Below are 15,874 nucleotides of genomic sequence, written 5' to 3'. Positions count from 1 at the left end.
GGCGCAAATTATAGGGTGGGCATAACCGCTTGCCTACCGAAGAAATAACATTTTATTAAAAAAATATTATCTTCTCCCCTACCTTATTTTCCAGGTTTATTCCCTACGCGATGCAAACCGGCCGGCAAGCGCGGCGTCGGACGGCGGGCCCGTACTTGTCGTAACGGATAAAATCGCTGACAATGGCCGCATCATTCACATCGGGGCTGGCTCCTTCAGCCTCTGCCTGGGGGCTCTATGTCAGCATCTTCATCCGTACGGTTCGTTTCCGCCGACTGGCTTGCCGCACGCCTTGACGACAGCGATATCACGCTTATCGACGCCCGTATGCTGCCGCCGGGTGAAACCACCCGTGATATTCACGCCGAATACCGCGCCGGACATTTACCCGGCGCGGTTTTTTTTGATATTGAAACCTTATCCGACCAGCGTAGCGACCTGCCGCATATGCTGCCCGACGGCGATGACTTCGCGCGCGCGATGGGGCGGCTGGGCATCAGCGAGCGGCGACATATCGTCATTTACGACGAGGGAAATCTGTTTTCCGCGCCCCGCGCCTGGTGGATGCTGCGCACCTTCGGCGCGCAGCGGATATCGATTCTGAGCGGCGGACTGGCCGGTTGGAAAAGCCAAAATCTGCCGTTGGAACAGGGAGATGTTGAACGTTCGCCGCAGACATTCTCGCCACGCCTGGATGCCTCCGCGATTCGCCGGCGTAACGACGTATTGGCGATAGTTGAGCATGACTCGGCGCAAATTATCGATGCCCGCCCGGAGGCCCGTTTTAGAGGGGAAGTTGACGAACCGCGCCCAGGCCTGCATCGCGGCCGTATCCCCGGCAGCCTTAACGTTCCCTGGAACGATCTGGTGGTCGACGGCGCGCTGAAACCCAGCGACGAGCTGGCGATGATCCTGCGTAAGCAGGGCGTGGACCTAAACCGGCCGGCCGTCGTCAGCTGCGGTTCCGGCGTCACCGCCGCCGTTGTGGTGCTGGCGTTAACGCAGCTCAACGCTCAGGATGTCGCCCTGTACGACGGCTCGTGGAGCGAATGGGGCGGGCGGGACGATCTGCCGATCGCGCGGGATTAAGCCGACCGAAGCGTTAATGCCGCCCGCTTAATTCCGTCGAGGATACGCGGCGGCGAGGCCGACTGCGCCTCTCATCGCGCGCTGGGGATGCCTATCTTTTCAGGCTCTTCCCACGCCTTTAAACTCCCGCAGAAAGCTGCCCCACTTACGTTCATAGAAAGGCGTGGTATGTTTCGTCATATAGTGGCTGACGCCTGACTCGCCCTCTTTAACCAGGCATAAATCGACGGGCCGTTCGTCGGGCAGGGTGTCGCTGGCGACGCTGCCGGCGGCGCGAATAACCTCTTCCGCATCACCGCCATCGACATCCAGCCCGATCAGCAGATGCGGCTCCCGCTCGCCGGCCTCATGAATCTGCGCCAGAAACGCCCGGCGAACATGCCGGTATTTGGGCAATAACTGCGTTAATGAATCGATCATCTGCGCCGGCATTTCGGCGGGCTGACTGAGCAACACTTCGGTATCTTCCTCAACCACCCTCTGCCGCACGAAGCCATGGCCCTCGCCAGAGAGCATATGCTCCACTTCCTGCGGCAGGAACTCTTTGCCGTAAGGCAGATTCGGGTTGAGGAACAGCGTCGCGCCCAGCGTCAGCTCGAACAGCGAGCGCGCCGGCAAGGCTAAAAACGACGCCTCTTCCGTCACCGCCAGCTGCAGCGCGGCCAGCGAAGAGAAAAAAGGAATGGCTGACGCACCGTCGGCTTTTTCCCAGTGCTGAATCTCGACATTGCCGCCGGCCGCCAAGACCTGCTCCCCCTCTGCGGCCAGCTCGTCGCTGCGCCCCAGTATACATACCGTGGCGTCCATCAGTTCCTGGAAAAACGCCGGCCGGTGCGCCGGCTCGGCCGCCGCCAGAACCAGGAGCTCTTCCAGTTTGTTTTGCGGTGAAAAATCCATATCGGTCCTCAAATCATCGTTGGCAAACAGGAGAACCCATCTCCCGCTCGATACGCCTGGCGCGGCGGCATCGCCGAAGATGCCCGCCTGCGCGGGCATAACGGGAAACGGACGCCGGAATCTACTCGGCCTTGCTTAACAGCAAGTTCGCCAGCGTCCGCACGCCTAGCCCGGTCGCGCCGGTCGCCCACTGCTCTACCGCCCCTTTCCGGTAGGTGGCGGAACAGTCGATGTGCAGCCAGCCTTGTTGATAATTTTTCACAAAGTGGGACAGGAACGCGGCGGCCGTGCTGGCGCCGGCGCTGTGGGCCGCGCTGGCGATGTTGTTTAAATCCGCAAAGTTCGAGGGCAAGTGGCTGCGGTGAAACTCCTCCAGCGGCAAACGCCAGAACGGTTCGCCTTCCTGTTTGGCGCTGCGCTGCAACGCCGCGACCAGCTCATCGTCAAAGCTAAACAACGCGTGGTAGTCGTTGCCCAGCGCCGTCTTGGCCGCGCCGGTCAGGGTAGCGCAGTCGACGATCAGCTGCGGATTCTGTTCGCTGGCGTCAATCAGCCCGTCGGCCAGCACCAGACGCCCTTCCGCGTCGGTATTCATCACCTCAACGCTCTTGCCGTTGCGGTAGCGGATGATGTCGCCCAGCTTGAACGCATTGCCGCTCACCATATTGTCGGCGCAGCACAGATACATTTTGACGCGCCGTTTCAGCCCGCGGGCAATCGCCAGCGCCAGCGCGCCGGTTACCGTCGCCGCGCCGCCCATGTCCGACTTCATCGAGTCCATAAAGCTGCTGGGCTTCAGGCTGTAGCCGCCGGTATCAAAGGTGATGCCTTTGCCGACCAGACAGGCGAACACCGGCGCATCCGGGTTATCCGTCGGGTTGTAATCCAGCGCCAGCAGCACCGGAGCGCGCTCGGATCCCCGGCCCACGGTATGAATACCGGCGTAGTTTTGCTCGCGCAGATCGTCGCCTTTGGTGATCCGATAGCCGATCGCCTCGCCGCCGACATCGTGCAGCAGATCGATCGCCCGGGTCGCCAACTGTTCCGGCCCCAGATCTTCCGCCGGCAGGTTGATGGTATCGCGTACCCAGTCGACGATCTTGAGGCGATCGTCCAGCTCTTTCCTGTCGGCCTCGCTCAGCTCCGGCCATTCAACCGTCCGTTTGCCTTTCGGCGCCCGGAAACCCTGCCAAAACGCCCAACAGCTTTCCAGATCCCAGCCGTCGCCGGCCAGCTTCACATGCTTGATCCCCTGACCATCTATTTTGCGGGCCGCACGTTGCACGGCCGCCAGAGGAGACGCGCCGTTCAAATGGATAGTAAATCCCCGCTCGTTCACGCTTAACGGCGCTTTTTCACCCCAGCGCGCATCAGCGGGTTGATTGGAGAGTGATATCAGCATAGCTTCGCTTGTCATAATTCTGCTCCAGGATTATTCCTTATACCCTAAACAATTCGCGTTGCAGGGCAAAAACGCCACAGCGTTTTTGAATTTGCCAACAAACCCGTCTGTCAGATCGAGATACACGGGGCGACCAGCGTTCGGGTATAGATTACTTTTGCGCGATCGCAAAAAATAAACGGGCCACCGTCGGCAGCCCGTATCGTCAATTAATCCGCTTCATCTAACCAAACCAACAGGATCGCTTCCAGAATTTTTTCACTGGAAGCGTCGGGAAGATCGTCAAACTCTTCCAGATCGCAAATCCATTGGTGCATATCGGTAAAACGAACGGTTTGCGGATCGACATCAGGATAGCGATCATAAAGCGCTTCGCCAATTGCGCGGCTGTCCGTCCATTTCAATCCCATAGTCACTCCTGTCCGTTAGTGTTCACGAGCATGATTAATCGTGTAGCGAGGAATTTCAACCACCAAATCCTCGCCCGCTATACGCGCCTGACACCCTAACCGGCTTTCCGGCTCAAGTCCCCAGGCCTTATCCAGCATGTCATCTTCGTCTTCCGTACTTTCCGCTAAAGAGTCGAAACCTTCGCGCACAATACAGTGACAGGTGGTACAAGCGCAGGATTTCTCGCAGGCATGCTCGATTTCAATTCCGTTGCGCAGGGCCGCATCCAAAATGGTTTCCCCGCGTTCCGCTTCCAAAACCGCCCCTTCAGGACAGAGATCCTGATGAGGCAGAAAAACAATCTTAGGCATGTTTAAACCTCGTCCACAGAGTGGCCGGCCAGCGCGCGGCGAATAGAGGAATCCATCCGACGGGCGGCAAAACCCTGGGTTTGTTGATCTAATTTTTTTATTGCGGCTTCAATCGCCGGCGCATCCGTTTCCGCCATCGCCTGCCGTACCTGTTCGGACGCCGCGTCGATGAGCGTTTTTTCATCAGCGGTCAGCAAATCGCCGTCTGCCGCCAGCGCATTCTGCAGGCTTTCCAGCACCCGCGCCGCCTCGACCCGCTGCTCGGCCAACATTCGCGCGCCGACGTCCTGCTGCGCATTCAGCATGGAGTCCTGAATCATGGTCGCGACCTCCGTATCGCTCAGCCCGTAAGAAGGCTTGACCTGAATCGAGGCCTCCACGCCGGTGGATTTTTCCATCGCCGTCACGCTCAACAGACCGTCAGCATCCACCTGAAATGTGACGCGAATATGTGCGCCGCCCGCGGGCAGCGGCGGTAAGCCGCGCAAAGAGAAACGCCCGAGCGAACGACAGTCCTGAACCAGCTCGCGCTCGCCCTGCAAAACATGGATCATCATCCCGCTTTGGCCGTCTTTGAAGGTGGTGAACTCCTGCGCTCTGGCCACCGGAATGGTGGTATTGCGCGGGATCACTTTCTCCACCAGGCCGCCCATCGTTTCCAGCCCCAGCGACAGCGGAATAACATCCAGCAGCAGCATTTCGCTGTCCGGCTTGTTGCCCACCAGAATATCGGCCTGAATGGCGGCGCCGATCGCCACCACTTTATCGGGATCGATAGAGGTCAGCGGCGTTCGGCCAAAGAACACGCCGACCTGTTCGCGGACCAGCGGCACGCGGGTAGAACCGCCCACCATCACCACTTCCCGCACTTCATCCGGCGCGACGCCCGCATCTTTCAGGGTGCGACGACAGGAGAGCAGCGTGCGCTTAACCAACGGCGCAATCAGCGCGTCCAACTGCGCGCGCGTGACGTCGCCTTGCCAGCCCGCCACCTCGACCCGCGCCGACGGCGCCGAGCTCAATGCGATCTTGGCCTGAATCGCGACCTCGCGCAGCCTATGCTGCAAACGACGATCGTCGCGGGAGTTGATACCGGCCTGCTCGCGCAGCCACTCCGCCAGGAGATTGTCGAAATCATCGCCCCCCAGCGCGGAGTCGCCTCCGGTCGCCAGCACTTCAAACACGCCGCGGCTTAAACGCAGCACCGAGATATCAAAGGTGCCGCCGCCCAGATCGTAAACGGCGATCACCCCTTCCTTAGCGCAATCCAGTCCATAGGCGATGGCCGCCGCCGTCGGCTCGTTGAGCAGGCGCAAAACATGCAGACCGGCCAGACGGGCGGCGTCTTTGGTGCCCTGACGCTGCGCGTCGTCAAAATAGGCGGGCACGGTAATCACCGCGCCATCCGGCGCGCCGCCCAGCGCTTGCTCTGCCCGCTGCGCCAGCGCGCAGAGAATATCCGCCGAAACCTGCACCGGATTCATATTTCCGGCCGGCGTTTGTATTAAAGGCAGGCCGTTTTCGCTGGCCTGATATCGATAGGGCAAATGCGGATAACGCTGCTGGATATCGGCCAGAGAGCGTCCCATCATTCGTTTTACCGAACTGACGGTATTGGCGGGATCGCGCGCCGCCTTTGCGCGGGCGCTCCAACCCACCTCATGCCCCGCGGCGTGATAATAGACGACCGACGGCAGGAGCTCGCGCCCTTCGTCGTCTTTCAGGGTTTGCGCCTCGCCGCTGCGTACGGTGGCGACCAGAGAATTCGTGGTGCCTAAATCGATGCCGACCGCCAAACGCCGCTGGTGCGGCGCCGCGCTGAGTCCCGGCTCGCTGATTTGTAATAGGGCCATATTGAGCTTCCATCAATTGGCTGGCGGGAAACGCGGCGCACGATGCCTGAACGGCGCCGCTTTCCCTGCCGGATTAAAAACTTACCTGTCCAGCAATTGTTCTTCGAGTTGTTCAACCTGCTGCTGGAGTTTGTCTAAAAAACGCAGTTTGCGCGCGGTATCCGCGGCATCCGCCCACGCCTCGCCGTCCAATTCAGCGCGCATTTGCCCGTCGCGCGCCGCCAGCATGGCGCGCAGCCGATCGGCGAACCGCGCCAGTTCCGCTTCGGCATCGTCATGCCGCGCGATGGCGTCCAGCTCCTCGCGCAATTCGAGCTGTTCCAGCAAAAACGCGGTGTCGCGCAACGTATGCTGTTCACTGCTTAAATCGAAACCGTGCAAAGATAGCATATACTCCGCGCGTTTCAGCGGATGTTTCAGCGTTTGATAGGCATTATTGATCGTCGCCGCCTGCTGTAACGCCAGCATGCGCTCCTTTTCCGGGCTGGCGGCGAAACGGTCGGGGTGAAACCGCCGTTGCAGATCCTGAAAACGGGAAACCAGCAGACCGCCATCCACATCGTAGCGAATAGGCAGTCCGAACAAAGTAAAGTAATCCATAGCGTGCTCTGAGGGATCCGGAGTCATCGCCTAATGCCGATCGTTTAAGCATCGATACACGGGGCGGCCAACAGAGTAAGGCGTCCCGACGGGAACCTCCCCCTGTGTTTCCCCTAAAAACCGGCTTAAGTGACCTGCATTCGACCATTGCCTCCGCTTCTCCCCGGTAGGAAGAAGCAGAGAATGCCCGGAGAAGTGGTCAAACGTTAAAACTTTCACCGCAGCCGCATTCGCCGGTGACGTTGGGATTATTGAACTTAAAGCCTTCGTTCAATCCTTCCTTGACGAAATCCAGCTCGGTGCCATCAAGATAGACCAGGCTTTTGCCGTCAATAATGACCTTAACGCCTTTATCTTCGAATATCACGTCATCCGCGTTTACGTCATCGACAAATTCCAGCACATACGCCATACCGGAACAGCCCGATGTCCGTACGCCAAGACGCAGGCCGATGCCCTTGCCCCGGTTAGTCAGAAACGCGTTTACCCGTTGCGCGGCGCTGTCGCTCAAAGAAATTGACATAACGACCTCGGCGATTTACTTGGCTTCACGTTTACTTTTATAGTCGGCGATCGCCGCCTTGATGGCGTCTTCCGCCAGAATGGAGCAGTGGATTTTCACCGGCGGCAGCTCAAGCTCTTCGGCGATCTGGGTGTTTTTAATCGCTTCGGCTTCGTTGAGCGATTTGCCTTTCACCCACTCGGTGACCAGCGAGCTGGATGCGATGGCGGAGCCGCAGCCATAGGTTTTAAAACGCGCATCTTCGATGATGCCCTCATTGTTGACCTTGATCTGCAGCTTCATGACGTCGCCGCAGGCCGGCGCGCCGACCATGCCGCTGCCAATGTTCGGATCCGCATTGTCGAACGATCCTACATTGCGTGGATTTTCATAGTGATCAATTACTTTTTCGCTGTAAGCCATAATCGTCGTCCCCTATCCTGCGAATTAATGATGCGCCCATTCGATGCTGCTGATATCCACGCCCTGTTTAAACATTTCCCACAGCGGAGAAAGCTCGCGCAGGCGGCCGATGGATTTACGTATCAGATCAATGGCGTAGTCGATCTCTTCCTCGGTGGTAAACCGTCCCAAAGAGAAACGGATCGAACTGTGCGCCAGCTCATCGTTCATACCCAGCGCGCGCAATACATAGGAGGGTTCCAGACTGGCTGACGTGCAGGCGGATCCGGACGACACCGCCAGATCCTTCAGCGCCATAATCAGCGATTCGCCCTCAACGTAGTTAAAGCTGACGTTAAGGATGTTGGGCGCCCCTTGTTCGAGATCGCCATTCAGATAGACTTCTTCGATATCCTTGATGCCGTTCCACAGGCGGTCGCGCAACGCGCGCTGATGAGCGATATCGGTATCCATCCGCTCTTTAGCGATACGGAATGCTTCACCCATGCCCACGATTTGATGTACGGGCAGCGTGCCGGAACGCATGCCGCGTTCATGACCGCCGCCGTGCATCTGCGCTTCAATGCGAATCCGGGGTTTACGGCGAACATACAGCGCGCCGATGCCTTTCGGCCCATAAATTTTATGGCCGGAGAAAGACATCAGATCCACTTTTAGCTGACTGAGGTCGATAGGCAGTTTGCCCACGCTTTGGGTCGCATCGACATGAAACACGATACCGCGGCTGCGGCACATTTCGCCGATAGTGGCGATATCCTGCACCACGCCGATCTCATTATTCACATGCATGATGGAAACCAGAATGGTGTCATCGCGCATCGCGGCCTCCAGCGTTTTCAGGTCGATAATGCCGTTACGCTGCGGGGCCAGATAGGTGACTTCAAATCCTTCACGCTCTAGCTGGCGGCAGGTATCCAGTACGGCTTTATGTTCCGTTTTGCTGGTGATGATGTGCTTGCCTTTCTTCTGGTAGAAGTTTGCCGCGCCTTTAATAGCCAGGTTATCCGATTCCGTCGCGCCAGAGGTAAAGACAATCTCGCGGGAATCCGCGCCCACTAATTCTGCAATTTGATTACGGGCGATATCGACGGCTTCTTCCGCCTGCCAGCCAAAGCGGTGAGAGCGGGAAGCCGGGTTGCCAAAAGTACCGTCCAGGGTCAAAAAATGCATCATTTTTTCAGCGACTTGCGGATCGACCGGCGTCGTTGCTGAATAGTCCAGATAAATCGGTAACTTCATTGCTCATAAACTCCGTACATCACTTCAAAACGTGCCAAGCGTCTTGTTTTATAACGGGCTATGCCTTAATACCGATCGTTTAAGCATTGAGATACTCGGGGTGAGGCGTCCCAACGGGCACCTCCCGGTGTTTCCCCCTGAAACAGGCTTAAGTGACCAGCATTCGGCTATGCCGCCCGTATCTTTTCTTGGATACTAACGCGACGCGCTGTTAAAAAATTCTTTTCGCCAAGCTTGACGGGCCTTTCCCACCCGTCCCCTTCAGTCCGCCGCAGAGCGGCGTCGCATCTCAGGCGCGCAGATTGACGTTGATCGTCTCCTGCAGGCGTCCGCCGGCGGCGCGGCGCGCGTCCGTTTCCTGACGATCCGCGACGTCCAGCACTTCTTTGTTATTGACCAGCTCGTCCAGCGTAATGTTATTCAGGAAGTCGGTGATGCGATCGCTCAGATCGCGCCATAGGGTGTGCGTCAGGCAACGTTCGCCGCCCTGACAGCTTTCACGCCCCTGGCAACGCGTGGCATCCACCGATTCGTCCACGGCGGAAATGACCGTGCCCACGGCGATTTCGCGGGCATGCTTACCCAGCAGATAGCCGCCGCCCGGGCCGCGAACGCTGGCGACCAGTCCGTTTTTACGCAGGCGTGAAAATAATTGTTCCAGATAGGAGAGCGAAATGCCCTGCCGCTCGGAGATATCCGCCAGCGGAACCGGGCCTTCTTTGGAATGCAGCGCCACATCAAGCATGGCGGTAACGGCATAGCGCCCTTTAGATGTCAGTCTCATGATAGTGGTACCTGTAGATGAAACATGTATTCTTAAAACATGTATTGGCAAACCAGGATTCGAGTCTGACATTCCCGAGTGTTTTAGTCAACTATTTAACCTAGCATTTCGCTCAAGTATTATTCAGCGTCACTCATTATGCTGTTTCTGAATCGAACTCAGAATGCCGCGCAAGATATTCAGTTCCTGACTCTCCGGCCGGGCTCGGGTGAACAGGCGACGCAGCTTGTTCATCACCTGCCCTTGATGCGCCTGCCGGATAAAGCCCGTTTGCCGCAGCGTCTGTTCAAGGTGCTGATAAAAACGCTCCAGATCGTCCACCAGCGGGTAAGGCGTTGCGCCATACTCCTCTTTGTCGGTCTGCTGGCGATCCAGATAGGCGACGCGCACCTCATACGCCAGGATCTGCACGGCCATGGCCAGATTCAGAGAGCTATACTCCGGATTGGCGGGGATCGCAACATGATAATGGCACTTCTGCAATTCATCGTTGGTCAAGCCGACGCGTTCCCGGCCGAACACCAGGGCGACGGGGGCGTGTTCCGCTTCCTGAGCGCTGCGCTCGCCGCATTCGCGCGGCTCCAGCATCGGCCAGGGCAAGGTACGCGAACGCGCGCTGGTTCCCACCACCAAACTGCACCCTTCAAGCGCCTGGTCGAGCGTGTCGACCATCACGGCGTTGCCGATCACGTCGCTGGCGCCGGCAGACAGCGCGATCGCCTGTGAATCGGGTTTTACCAATGGATTAACCAGATAGAGTTTACTTAACCCCATGGTTTTCATCGCTCTGGCAACCGATCCCATATTGCCCGTGTGGGACGTTTCAACCAGAACGATGCGAATATTGTGTAACATGCGGACTCTGTAATGCGAGAAGGAAATCGGGTTATTCTAACACAAACTTAGATATTTTCATTTTCTCCTGCTATAATGCCGCCCGCTTTCCGTTCTTTAACATTCTAGTGGACGATACCATGCATCCGATGCTCAATATCGCTATACGCGCTGCGCGTAAAGGCGGTAATTTAATTGCTAAAAATTACGAAACGCCCGACGCGGTCGAAGCCAGTCAAAAAGGCAGCAATGACTTTGTCACTAACGTCGACCGAGACGCCGAGCGTCTGATTGTTGACATCATCCGTAAGTCTTATCCGCAACACACCGTTATCGGTGAAGAATGCGGCGAACTGGTCGGCGAAGACCAGGATGTGCAATGGGTAATCGATCCGCTGGATGGCACCACCAATTTCATCAAACGTCTGCCGCACTTTGCGGTTTCCATTGCGGTTCGCATCAAAGGCCGCACCGAAGTCGCCGTTGTTTACGACCCCATGCGCAATGAGCTGTTTACCGCCACTCGCGGTCAGGGCGCGCAGCTGAATGGCTATCGTCTGCGCAGCAGTAATGCGCGCGACCTGGATGGCGCCATACTGGCTACCGGCTTCCCGTTTAAAGCTAAACAGCACGCCAAAAGCTACATCAAAATTATCGAATCGCTGTTTACCCAATGCGCCGATTTCCGCCGCACGGGTTCCGCCGCGCTGGATCTGGCCTATGTCGCCGCCGGCCGTGTCGACGGCTTTTTTGAGATCGGCCTGAAGCCCTGGGATTTCGCCGGCGGCGAGCTGCTGGTTCGTGAAGCCGGCGGTATCGTGACCGACTTTATCGGCGGCCACAACTACCTCGCCTCCGGCAATTTGGTCGCGGGTAATCCGCGCGTCGTCAAATCCATACTGTCGACCATGCGCGAAGATTTAAGCGACGCGCTAAAACGCTGATACACCTGGTTACCACGCAGTAACGCATGCCAGCTCCTTGAGTGGCATGCTTTTTTTACTTACTCCTGCTCGTCTTGCTCTTCCATCCGCGGAATAATTCTATGAGTATATGATAATACTTATTAAAATCATTTCTCTTCAAAGCAAGCAAGGATGACGAACATGTCCCCAAAAATAGCGCGTAGTCTTTTACTGTCCGCCGCATTGATGGCCCCAATTGCCGGCTATGCCACGCAATACCCGCTCGCCATTACCGATATCGACGGTCAATCCATTGAAATTAAAAAAGAACCTCAGCGAATCGTTCTACAGGACGGACGCGATATTATGGCTCTCGCCCTGCTCGACAGGGAAAATCCATTTCAACGCCTGGTTGCCTGGAATAACCTGCCGAAAAGGTCGGATGCGGCCACCTGGGCGCTGATGACGAAAAAATGGCCGCGGGCCGCGGCGATTCTCGATATGGGCTTTGGCGACAAGGGCGAAGTTGAACTGGAGAGCGTGCTGTCAAAACAGCCGGACCTGATCATCGCCCAGCTACGCGCTAAACAGTCATTGACCGACAATGGCGTTATCAGCAAGCTGAAGGCGCTTAACATCCCGCTGGTGTTTGTCGACTATGAGGTCAACCCCGTCAAGAACACCGCGTCCAGTATTGACCTGCTGGGTAAGGTGTTAAACAAGGAAGACAACGCCAAAGCCTACACCGACTTTTATCGCCGGCACCTTGCCGATATCCAAAAACAGACGGCGTCGCTGCCGACCAAGGCAAACGTGTTTGTCGAAGCATGGGCCGGGCGCTCGGACACCTGCTGCTTTAGCCACGCCCACAACGGCTGGGGCGGCCTGGTGGAAGCCGTCGGCGCGCGTAATATCGGATCCGAGCTACTGCCGGGTGCCAACGGTTACATCTCGTTGGAGAAGCTCATCAGCATGAAGCCGGACGCCTACATCATGACCGGCGCCATGCGCAGCAAAGCCAACGGCAGCGGCGTAAATCCGCTGCCGTTCGGGCTTGGCGCCGATGAGAAAAGCATCGATGCGCAGGCGGACATTCTGTTAAACCGCACCGGCGTCAGCCAAATTCCGGCTGTGCAGCAGAAAAAAGCCTACGGCATCTATCATCAATTCTATAACAATCCTTTCAATATCATCGGTATGGAATACCTGGCAAAAGCGATTTATCCGCAGCATTTTCCTCAGCTGAATCCAGATGAAAACTATCGCTATATTATTGATAATTTCACCGCATTGCCCGGCGACGATTTTATTTTTTTCTGGAAGCAGGCTAAATAAACATCTATGAGCGTAACAACAGACCCGAAGCTCGCCGATATCACGCAGGTCGCTGAAAAGCATGGCGCGGGAAACGCTATTCCCGGCGGCGACGTAATGTATCGCTATCGACATATCATCCGCCGCAGAATGACCGCGATCGCCCTGCTGGCTCTCGCGATTATCTGTTCTTTGCTGCTGGACTTCACGATGGGTCCCGCGGGGCTGACGCTGGATGCGTTATGGCAAACATTAACCCATCCCGCCGCCGCCGACGCGGGAACCCGGGTGATCGTCTGGGATATCCGCCTTCCCTATGCCCTGATGGCGATTGTTGTCGGCCTGGCGCTGGGTTTGGCCGGCGCGGAGATGCAGACCATCCTGAATAACCCGCTGGCCAGCCCGTTTACGCTCGGGGTATCTTCGGCGGCGGCGTTCGGCGCCGCGCTCGCCATCGTGCTGAATATCGGTATTCCGGGGATTCCGGCGCAGTGGTTCATTTCCGCGAACGCGTTTATATTCGCACTGTTGGCCGCCCTGTTGCTGGACGGCATTACGCGCTGGACTCAGGTGGCCACATCCGGCGTCGTTTTATTTGGCATCGCGCTGGTATTTACCTTCAACGCTTTGGTTTCCATGCTCCAGTTCATCGCTAACGAAGATACGCTGCAAGGGCTGGTGTTCTGGACCATGGGCAGTCTGGCGCGGGCCTCCTGGGAGAAGCTGGGGATTCTGCTGCTGATTCTGCTCGCCATCATGCCTCTGTCGCTGATGAGCTCATGGAAACTCACCGCATTGCGATTGGGTGAGGACCGCGCCGTCAGTTTCGGCATCAACGTCCGGCGCCTGCGTCTGGCGACCTTACTGCGCATCAGTATTCTGTCTGCGGTATCCGTGGCCTTTGTCGGCCCCATCGGTTTTATCGGACTGGTCGCCCCGCATATCGCCCGCATGATGTTTGGCGAAGACCACCGCTTTTATTTGCCCGCCAGCGCGTTAATCGGCGCGCTGGTGCTGTCGCTGGCTTCGGTGGCGTCGAAAAATCTGATCCCCGGAGTCATTATTCCTGTAGGGATCGTCACCTCGCTGATTGGCGTGCCTTTCTTCCTGAGCATTATCCTGCGCCATAGGGGAAATATATGAGCCATCAGCAACCATCAGGATTACGCATTGCGCACTTGCGCACCGGCTACCCCAAACGTCAGGTGATTGGCGATCTGTCGGCGCCCCTGCTGCCGAGCGGAAAGATCACCGTGCTGCTGGGGCCGAACGGCAGCGGCAAATCCACGCTGCTGAGGGCAATGGCGGGGCTTAATCATTGCGAAGGCGAACTGTGGCTGGACGACAGCAATCTGATGCAGCTGCCGTTCGCCAAACGCGCCGAGAAAGTGGTCTACCTGCCGCAATCCCTGCCGGCCGGCGTACATCTGCATGTGCTCGAATCCATCATTGTCGCGCAGCGCGCGTCCGGCGGCCTGCATAGCGCCGGCGGTCAGGCTGAAGTCATGGCGCTGCTGAAACAACTCGGCATCGCGCATCTGTCGTTAAGCTACCTCGATCAGCTCTCCGGCGGGCAAAAACAGCTGGTCGGGCTGGCGCAGTCGTTAATCCGCCGGCCTTCGCTATTGCTACTGGATGAACCGCTCAGCGCGCTGGATCTCAACTACCAGTTTCACGTTATGGATTTGGTGCGTCGGGAAACGCGCAGGAGAAATATCATCACGGTGGTGGTGGTGCACGACATCAACATCGCACTGCGCCATGGCGACCATGTGCTGATGCTGCAAAACGGCAATCTGATCGCCGACGGCGCGCCTGCCGACGTGATCAGTCCGGAAAGCCTGGCGGCGGTCTATGGCGTGAAAGGACGCATCGAGCGTTGCTCGCAGGGCATTCCGCAGGTGATTATCGATGGCCTGGTCAGCGAACCGGCCATCTAACCCGCGCCCGGCGCAGGCAAAAAAAGCACTGGGATAGGCTCAGTGCTTTTTTATACTCTGGATTAAGCGGAACGGCGCTATTTCTTCGCCGGCAGCGTCACCCAATAGCCCGGTTGATACGGCAGCGGCAGGAATTTTTCATGGAACGTGCGGAACGTCGCATCAGGATCGATATCCTTGAACAGTTCAGGATGCATCCATTTCGCTAATACCTGAATCGCCACAAACTGATACGGGCTGTCATAAAACTGATGCCAGATGGCATGAGCATTGCCATTGGTCGCAACCGGCAGCGTTTTGAATGCCGAACGTTCCATCAGCTTTTGCAGACGCTGTAGCGCCTCTTGCCGATCGGCTCCCGGCCCGACGCCTACCCAGCCGTTCGCGGTATTGTAGTTTTTCCAGTTGGCGCCGGTCACCACCACCACATCCGGACGCGCGCTGATAATCTGCTCAGGGTTCAGCGCGCCGAATGTACCGGGAATGATATTCTTGGCAATGTTGTCGCCGCCCGCCGCTTCAACCATGCGGCCAAAGTTCTCGTCGCCGAATGACATGCAGCACTCATCGTCATACCCACCCGCGCGGTCGATCATCACTTTCGGACGCGCACCCTGATAGTTTTTCAACCGATCGGTAACGAGTTCAATCTGCTCGCGGCGGAACTGAATCAATGCGTCGGCGCGCTGCGATTTACCCAGCAACTGTCCCATGATGTGAATGCTTTTTTCCGCATTCTCAAACGGCTTCTCGCGGAAATCGATGAACACGACTGGAATCCCCAGCGAGCTAAGCTTTTCAATCAGCTTGCCTTCATCCGTCGCCGCTTTTGATTCCAGATTCATCAGTACCAGATCGGGTTTCAGCGTCAACGCCTGCTCTACGTTGAAGGTACCATCCTTTGCCCCGCCAAATGTCGGCAGCTTTTTGATTTCCGGGTATTTCTTTTCATAAGCCAGATAGCCGTCGTAATCGGCCTTCGGCAGATCGTCACGCCAGCCAACCACGCGTTGGAATGGCGCTTCAGTATCGAAAGCCGCCAGCAAATAAATCTGCCGGCCTTCGCCTAAAATAATCCGTTTCACTTCGGATTTAATTTCCACCTTCCTGCCGCTGACGTCTTCAACGACAATCGGGTTCGCGCTGGCGACGACGCTCGCACTCAGCCCCAGCATCACAACGACTGAGAACAGCCATTTCTTCATTATTATTCCCTTCTCCGATTATGTTATATCCCCCAACGCATTCAAATGGCTGGCAACCAAAGGCTGAAACGCTAGGGAATAGATGATAATAATTATCATTTGCGGAATGATATACTGTCGTGATTA

General features: G+C 57.0%; 17 protein-coding genes. 5 read left to right on the top strand and 12 right to left on the bottom strand.

Annotated elements, in window-relative coordinates; translation table 11 throughout:
- Positions 1 to 237: 237 nt before the first annotated feature.
- Positions 238 to 1,089, top strand: a complete 852-nt coding sequence (sseA, locus tag VSX58_RS10715) for a 3-mercaptopyruvate sulfurtransferase (protein ID WP_327618046.1) — start codon at positions 238 to 240, stop codon at positions 1,087 to 1,089.
- 99 nt (positions 1,090 to 1,188) lie between these two features.
- Here the strand turns inward: sseA and sseB are convergent, their stop codons facing one another.
- From sseB to trmJ, 11 genes are all read right to left on the bottom strand, one after another.
- On the bottom strand, positions 1,189 to 1,986 hold the full coding sequence (gene sseB, locus VSX58_RS10710; protein WP_327618045.1) for an enhanced serine sensitivity protein SseB: 798 nt from the start codon (positions 1,984 to 1,986) through the stop codon (positions 1,189 to 1,191).
- Positions 1,987 to 2,107: 121 nt separating this feature from the next.
- Complete coding sequence (pepB, locus tag VSX58_RS10705; protein ID WP_327618044.1) at positions 2,108 to 3,403, bottom strand: aminopeptidase PepB; 1,296 nt, start codon at positions 3,401 to 3,403, stop codon at positions 2,108 to 2,110.
- A 194-nt stretch (positions 3,404 to 3,597) separates the two neighbouring features.
- Entirely contained in the window at positions 3,598 to 3,798 is a 201-nt protein-coding gene (iscX, locus tag VSX58_RS10700; RefSeq protein WP_327615977.1) for a Fe-S cluster assembly protein IscX, read from the bottom strand.
- Between the two features lie 15 nt (positions 3,799 to 3,813).
- A complete protein-coding gene (gene fdx, locus VSX58_RS10695) occupies positions 3,814 to 4,149 on the bottom strand; it encodes an ISC system 2Fe-2S type ferredoxin (protein WP_327615976.1) in 336 nt (111 codons plus the stop codon).
- A 2-nt stretch (positions 4,150 to 4,151) separates the two neighbouring features.
- Positions 4,152 to 6,002: a Fe-S protein assembly chaperone HscA gene (gene hscA, locus VSX58_RS10690; protein ID WP_327618043.1), complete on the bottom strand. Its 1,851-nt coding sequence runs from the start codon at positions 6,000 to 6,002 to the stop codon at positions 4,152 to 4,154.
- Positions 6,003 to 6,083: 81 nt separating this feature from the next.
- Positions 6,084 to 6,602 carry a co-chaperone HscB gene (hscB, locus tag VSX58_RS10685; RefSeq protein WP_327618042.1) on the bottom strand — a complete coding sequence of 173 codons (519 nt, stop codon included), beginning with the start codon at positions 6,600 to 6,602 and terminating at the stop codon, positions 6,084 to 6,086.
- Positions 6,603 to 6,801: 199 nt separating this feature from the next.
- Positions 6,802 to 7,125 carry an iron-sulfur cluster assembly protein IscA gene (gene iscA, locus VSX58_RS10680; RefSeq protein ID WP_327615973.1) on the bottom strand — a complete coding sequence of 108 codons (324 nt, stop codon included), beginning with the start codon at positions 7,123 to 7,125 and terminating at the stop codon, positions 6,802 to 6,804.
- A gap of 15 nt (positions 7,126 to 7,140) precedes the next feature.
- Positions 7,141 to 7,527, bottom strand: coding sequence for a Fe-S cluster assembly scaffold IscU (gene iscU, locus VSX58_RS10675; RefSeq protein WP_327618041.1), 387 nt, complete (start codon positions 7,525 to 7,527; stop codon positions 7,141 to 7,143).
- A gap of 24 nt (positions 7,528 to 7,551) precedes the next feature.
- Positions 7,552 to 8,766: an IscS subfamily cysteine desulfurase gene (locus VSX58_RS10670; RefSeq protein WP_327618040.1), complete on the bottom strand. Its 1,215-nt coding sequence runs from the start codon at positions 8,764 to 8,766 to the stop codon at positions 7,552 to 7,554.
- Between the two features lie 289 nt (positions 8,767 to 9,055).
- Positions 9,056 to 9,550 (bottom strand): Fe-S cluster assembly transcriptional regulator IscR, encoded by a 495-nt coding sequence (gene iscR, locus VSX58_RS10665; RefSeq protein WP_327615970.1) that lies wholly within the window; start codon positions 9,548 to 9,550, stop codon positions 9,056 to 9,058.
- Between the two features lie 129 nt (positions 9,551 to 9,679).
- Entirely contained in the window at positions 9,680 to 10,405 is a 726-nt protein-coding gene (gene trmJ, locus VSX58_RS10660) for a tRNA (cytosine(32)/uridine(32)-2'-O)-methyltransferase TrmJ (RefSeq protein WP_327618039.1), read from the bottom strand.
- A 119-nt stretch (positions 10,406 to 10,524) separates the two neighbouring features.
- On the opposite strand from trmJ, the gene suhB reads away from it, so the two are divergent.
- From suhB to VSX58_RS10640, 4 genes are all read left to right on the top strand, one after another.
- Positions 10,525 to 11,328: an inositol-1-monophosphatase gene (suhB, locus tag VSX58_RS10655; protein WP_327618038.1), complete on the top strand. Its 804-nt coding sequence runs from the start codon at positions 10,525 to 10,527 to the stop codon at positions 11,326 to 11,328.
- Positions 11,329 to 11,490: 162 nt separating this feature from the next.
- Positions 11,491 to 12,624 (top strand): ABC transporter substrate-binding protein, encoded by a 1,134-nt coding sequence (locus tag VSX58_RS10650; RefSeq protein WP_327618037.1) that lies wholly within the window; start codon positions 11,491 to 11,493, stop codon positions 12,622 to 12,624.
- 6 nt (positions 12,625 to 12,630) lie between these two features.
- On the top strand, positions 12,631 to 13,746 hold the full coding sequence (locus VSX58_RS10645; protein ID WP_327618036.1) for a FecCD family ABC transporter permease: 1,116 nt from the start codon (positions 12,631 to 12,633) through the stop codon (positions 13,744 to 13,746).
- Positions 13,743 to 14,543 (top strand): ABC transporter ATP-binding protein, encoded by an 801-nt coding sequence (locus tag VSX58_RS10640; protein ID WP_327618035.1) that lies wholly within the window; start codon positions 13,743 to 13,745, stop codon positions 14,541 to 14,543. The genes VSX58_RS10645 and VSX58_RS10640 overlap by 4 nt, the downstream gene beginning before the upstream one ends.
- Before the next feature lie 77 nt (positions 14,544 to 14,620).
- Here VSX58_RS10640 and VSX58_RS10635 read toward each other — a convergent pair whose 3' ends face one another.
- On the bottom strand, positions 14,621 to 15,748 hold the full coding sequence (locus VSX58_RS10635; protein ID WP_327618034.1) for an ABC transporter substrate-binding protein: 1,128 nt from the start codon (positions 15,746 to 15,748) through the stop codon (positions 14,621 to 14,623).
- Positions 15,749 to 15,874: the final 126 nt, after the last annotated feature.

Origin of the sequence: Brenneria populi (genome assembly GCF_036016195.1) — a bacterium.
In the GTDB taxonomy this organism is placed as follows: Bacteria; Pseudomonadota; Gammaproteobacteria; order Enterobacterales; family Enterobacteriaceae; genus Brenneria; species Brenneria populi.
The sequence above is the reverse complement of the archived record's forward strand: the minus strand, read 5'-3'. Positions and strand labels throughout refer to the sequence as shown.

Bases quoted from the DNA above. Each gene is read 5' to 3' on its own strand.
- VSX58_RS10670 (WP_327618040.1), bottom strand. From the start codon at position 8,766: ATGAAGTTACCGATTTATCTGGACTATTCAGCAACGACGCCGGTCGAT.
- VSX58_RS10640 (WP_327618035.1), top strand. From the start codon at position 13,743: ATGAGCCATCAGCAACCATCAGGATTACGCATTGCGCACTTGCGCACC.
- VSX58_RS10645 (WP_327618036.1), top strand. From the start codon at position 12,631: ATGAGCGTAACAACAGACCCGAAGCTCGCCGATATCACGCAGGTCGCT.
- fdx (WP_327615976.1), bottom strand. From the start codon at position 4,149: ATGCCTAAGATTGTTTTTCTGCCTCATCAGGATCTCTGTCCTGAAGGG.
- sseA (WP_327618046.1), top strand. From the start codon at position 238: ATGTCAGCATCTTCATCCGTACGGTTCGTTTCCGCCGACTGGCTTGCC.
- iscX (WP_327615977.1), bottom strand. From the start codon at position 3,798: ATGGGATTGAAATGGACGGACAGCCGCGCAATTGGCGAAGCGCTTTAT.
- hscB (WP_327618042.1), bottom strand. From the start codon at position 6,602: ATGGATTACTTTACTTTGTTCGGACTGCCTATTCGCTACGATGTGGAT.
- suhB (WP_327618038.1), top strand. From the start codon at position 10,525: ATGCATCCGATGCTCAATATCGCTATACGCGCTGCGCGTAAAGGCGGT.
- pepB (WP_327618044.1), bottom strand. From the start codon at position 3,403: ATGACAAGCGAAGCTATGCTGATATCACTCTCCAATCAACCCGCTGAT.
- iscA (WP_327615973.1), bottom strand. From the start codon at position 7,125: ATGTCAATTTCTTTGAGCGACAGCGCCGCGCAACGGGTAAACGCGTTT.
- sseB (WP_327618045.1), bottom strand. From the start codon at position 1,986: ATGGATTTTTCACCGCAAAACAAACTGGAAGAGCTCCTGGTTCTGGCG.
- trmJ (WP_327618039.1), bottom strand. From the start codon at position 10,405: ATGTTACACAATATTCGCATCGTTCTGGTTGAAACGTCCCACACGGGC.
- hscA (WP_327618043.1), bottom strand. From the start codon at position 6,002: ATGGCCCTATTACAAATCAGCGAGCCGGGACTCAGCGCGGCGCCGCAC.
- VSX58_RS10650 (WP_327618037.1), top strand. From the start codon at position 11,491: ATGTCCCCAAAAATAGCGCGTAGTCTTTTACTGTCCGCCGCATTGATG.
- VSX58_RS10635 (WP_327618034.1), bottom strand. From the start codon at position 15,748: ATGAAGAAATGGCTGTTCTCAGTCGTTGTGATGCTGGGGCTGAGTGCG.
- iscR (WP_327615970.1), bottom strand. From the start codon at position 9,550: ATGAGACTGACATCTAAAGGGCGCTATGCCGTTACCGCCATGCTTGAT.
- iscU (WP_327618041.1), bottom strand. From the start codon at position 7,527: ATGGCTTACAGCGAAAAAGTAATTGATCACTATGAAAATCCACGCAAT.